This is a genomic window from Phyllobacterium sp. P5_D12 (genome assembly GCF_054049495.1).
In genome coordinates, this window is sequence record NZ_JBFUMG010000468.1 from 1 (window position 1) to 3,508 (window position 3,508).

4 protein-coding genes are annotated in these 3,508 nt (G+C 55.8%); all 4 read right to left on the reverse strand.

Annotation, left to right across the window (positions count from 1 at the left end; translation table 11 throughout):
- The coding region (locus ACXJ5O_RS21905) for a GTP-binding protein (RefSeq protein ID WP_457301739.1) at nucleotides 1–179 on the reverse strand (179 nt) is incomplete at its 3' end.
- A 65-nt stretch (nucleotides 180–244) separates the two neighbouring features.
- Complete coding sequence (gene fusA / locus ACXJ5O_RS21910) at nucleotides 245–2,332, reverse strand: elongation factor G (RefSeq protein WP_114429381.1); 2,088 nt, start codon at nucleotides 2,330–2,332, stop codon at nucleotides 245–247.
- Nucleotides 2,333–2,365: 33 nt separating this feature from the next.
- Nucleotides 2,366–2,836, reverse strand: a complete 471-nt coding sequence (gene rpsG, locus ACXJ5O_RS21915; RefSeq protein WP_099999168.1) for a 30S ribosomal protein S7 — start codon at nucleotides 2,834–2,836, stop codon at nucleotides 2,366–2,368.
- Nucleotides 2,837–2,896: 60 nt separating this feature from the next.
- Nucleotides 2,897–3,268 carry a 30S ribosomal protein S12 gene (gene rpsL, locus ACXJ5O_RS21920; protein ID WP_008121760.1) on the reverse strand — a complete coding sequence of 124 codons (372 nt, stop codon included), beginning with the start codon at nucleotides 3,266–3,268 and terminating at the stop codon, nucleotides 2,897–2,899.
- Nucleotides 3,269–3,508 lie beyond the last annotated feature (240 nt).

Here is a 3,508-nt window from a genome sequence, read left to right on the forward strand (position 1 = left end):
GTCGAAATGGTGATGCCGCGCGCCTTTTCTTCCGGCGCTGCGTCAATCTGGTCGTACGGCTTGTACTCACCGAAATACTTCGTAATCGCTGCCGTCAACGACGTCTTGCCATGGTCAACGTGACCAATCGTGCCAATGTTGACGTGCGGCTTGTTACGTTCAAACTTGCTCTTAGCCATCTGAGCTCTCCGTTAACTGTTCGCCTGCTCAGGCTTTACTTCAACTGTCACGCGCAACCTTATGGTTACGCAAACTTCTTCTGAATTTCCTGCGCGACTGCTGCCGGTACAGGTTCATAGTGATCGAACTGCATGGTGTACTGTGCACGGCCCTGGCTCATCGAACGCAGGTTGCTCACATAACCGAACATGTTGGCCAGCGGCACCTGTGCATTGATGACGGTCGCAATACCACGCGGTTCTGTACCGAGGATCTGACCACGACGTGAGTTCAGATCGCCAATCACGTCACCGACGTAATCTTCAGGCGTAACGACTTCGACCTTCATGATCGGCTCGAGCAACTGGGCACCGGCCTTCTGCGCACCTTCGCGGAACGCAGCGCGAGCTGCGATTTCGAAGGCAAGAACCGACGAGTCCACATCATGGTATGCACCGTCGATCAGCGTGGCCTTCACGCCGAGCATCGGGAAGCCTGCGAGCGGACCCGCACCCATGACGCTCTGGATACCCTTTTCAACACCCGGGATGTATTCCTTCGGAATGGCACCGCCGACGATCTTCGATTCGAAGATGAAATCGTCGCCGTCATGCGGCTCGAAGATAACCTTGATACGGGCGAACTGACCCGAACCACCGGACTGCTTCTTGTGGGTGTAATCGATCTCGGCCTTGCGGGTGATCGATTCACGGTAGGCAACCTGGGGGCTACCTGTATTTGCCTCGACCTTGAACTCGCGACGCATACGGTCAACGAGAATGTCAAGATGAAGTTCGCCCATGCCCGAGATGATGGTCTGGCCGGATTCTTCGTCAGTGCGGACGCGGAACGAAGGATCTTCAGCAGCAAGACGATTGAGCGCGAGGCCCATCTTTTCCTGGTCGGCTTTGGTCTTTGGCTCTACCGAGATCGAGATAACCGGCTCCGGGAATACCATGCGCTCGAGGATAACCGGCTTCAACGGATCGCAGAGCGTATCACCCGTTGTGGTTTCCTTGAGGCCTGCGAGAGCAACGATGTCGCCGGCAAAGGCTTCTTCGATGTCTTCACGCGAGTTGGAATGCATCTGCAGCATGCGGCCGATACGTTCGCGCTTTTCCTTGACCGTATTGTCGAGCGAAATGCCCTTGGTCAGCTTGCCGGAATAGATGCGGCAGAAGGTCAGCGAACCAACGAACGGATCGTTCATGATCTTGAAGGCGAGCATGGAAAGCGGCTCGTCGTCGGACGACTTGCGGGTCGTTTCCGCATCGGTCTTCGGATCGATGCCCTTGATGGCAGGAACGTCAACCGGCGAAGGCAGATATTCAACAACACCGTCAAGCAAAGGCTGCACGCCCTTGTTCTTGAAYGCCGAACCGCAGAATACCGGATGGAAGTCAACGCGGCATGTGCCGATGCGGATCAGAGCGCGCAGGGCGTCATTGTCCGGCATGTTGCCTTCGAGGTAAGCCTCGGTCGCAGCTTCATCGACTTCGACAGCAGTCTCGATCAGCTTTTCGCGATATTCTTCGGCCTGATCCTTGAGATCGGCAGGGATTTCAACGACGTCCCACTGTGCGCCGAGCTGTTCGTCGCGCCAGACAAGTGCCTTCATCTCGATGAGATCGACAACACCCTTGAACTCTGTCTCGGCGCCAATCGGCAGCTGCATGACGAGAGCCTTGGCACCAAGACGGGTCTTGACCATCTCGACGCAGCGATAGAAATCAGCGCCGGTCTTGTCCATCTTGTTGACGAAGATCATGCGCGGAACATGATACTTCTCAGCCTGACGCCAGACAGTTTCAGTCTGCGGCTCAACACCGGCATTGGCATCGAGAAGCGCAATCGCGCCGTCGAGAACGCGCAGCGAACGCTCTACTTCAATGGTGAAGTCGACGTGGCCAGGCGTATCGATGATGTTGAAACGGCGCATCTTGCCGTCACGACCCTTCCAGAAGGTCGTGGTGGCAGCGGACGTGATCGTGATGCCACGCTCCTGCTCCTGCTCCATCCAGTCCATGGTTGCGGCGCCATCGTGGACTTCACCGATCTTGTGCGACTTGCCAGTGTAATAAAGAATACGCTCCGTAGTCGTGGTCTTGCCGGCGTCGATGTGCGCCATGATACCGAAATTCCGGTAGTCTTCGATTTTATATTCGCGAGCCATGATATGGTGCCTCTAGGACTAATGTTTTCGCAATTACCAGCGGTAATGCGAGAATGCGCGGTTGGCTTCTGCCATGCGATGCGTGTCTTCACGCTTCTTCACAGCCGAGCCGCGGTTGTTTGCAGCATCGAGAAGTTCACCGGACAGGCGATCGATCATCGTCGTCTCATTGCGGCCGCGTGCTGCATTGATCAGCCAGCGGATGGCAAGAGCCTGACGGCGCTCCGGACGAACGTCGACCGGAACCTGATACGTTGCACCACCAACGCGGCGCGAACGAACTTCGACGTGCGGCGCTACATTGTCGAGAGCCTGATGGAACAGGGCAACCGGCTCCTGCTTGCTCTTGCTCTCGACTGACTCAAGCGCACCGTAAACGATACGCTCAGCAATCGACTTCTTGCCATGATGCATGACTGCATTCATGAACTTGGTCAGAACGAGATCGCCGAACTTAGGATCCGGATTGATCTCACGCTTTTCTGCACTATGGCGTCTGGACATATTCTCTGTCTCTTATCTGCATCGGGTTGACCTACCTGGTGGCCAAAGTCCCGGAAAATCTTACTTCGGACGCTTCGCACCGTACTTGGAACGGCGCTGCTTGCGGTTCTTGACGCCCTGGGTATCCAGAACACCACGGATGATGTGGTAACGAACACCCGGCAAATCCTTTACACGGCCGCCGCGGATCATCACGACAGAGTGCTCCTGAAGGTTATGCCCCTCACCCGGAATATATCCGATGACTTCAAATCCGTTCGTCAGACGCACCTTGGCGACCTTACGCAGAGCCGAGTTCGGCTTCTTCGGGGTCGTCGTGTAGACGCGAGTGCAAACGCCGCGCTTCTGCGGGTTTTCCTGCAGAGCAGGGACTTTATTGCGCTTGACCGGCGCAGTGCGCGGCTTGCGGATCAACTGGTTTACGGTAGGCATTCAACCTTCCCTCTTTGTAATGCGTATCAAAGCGCTAGCGCTTTGATACAAATCTCGTATCTTCGCCCGTCAGGGCCGTTTCAGCGCCATGCTCATGCACGAATTCGGGCAACTAAACCACCGCAAGGGTGGTTGCCCGAATAAAAGCAGAGGAAGCCCTAAAGGCCTCATGCGAGCGGYAAATTGCATTTCGATCGTAAAACGAACCCTGTTTGAGATGAACTCCAGAGCGTGTCGCTC

What these genes read in the sequence shown, in the direction of transcription:
- rpsG (WP_099999168.1), bottom strand. Translation starts at nt 2,836, where the DNA reads ATGTCCAGACGCCATAGTGCAGAAAAGCGTGAGATCAATCCGGATCCT.
- rpsL (WP_008121760.1), bottom strand. Translation starts at nt 3,268, where the DNA reads ATGCCTACCGTAAACCAGTTGATCCGCAAGCCGCGCACTGCGCCGGTC.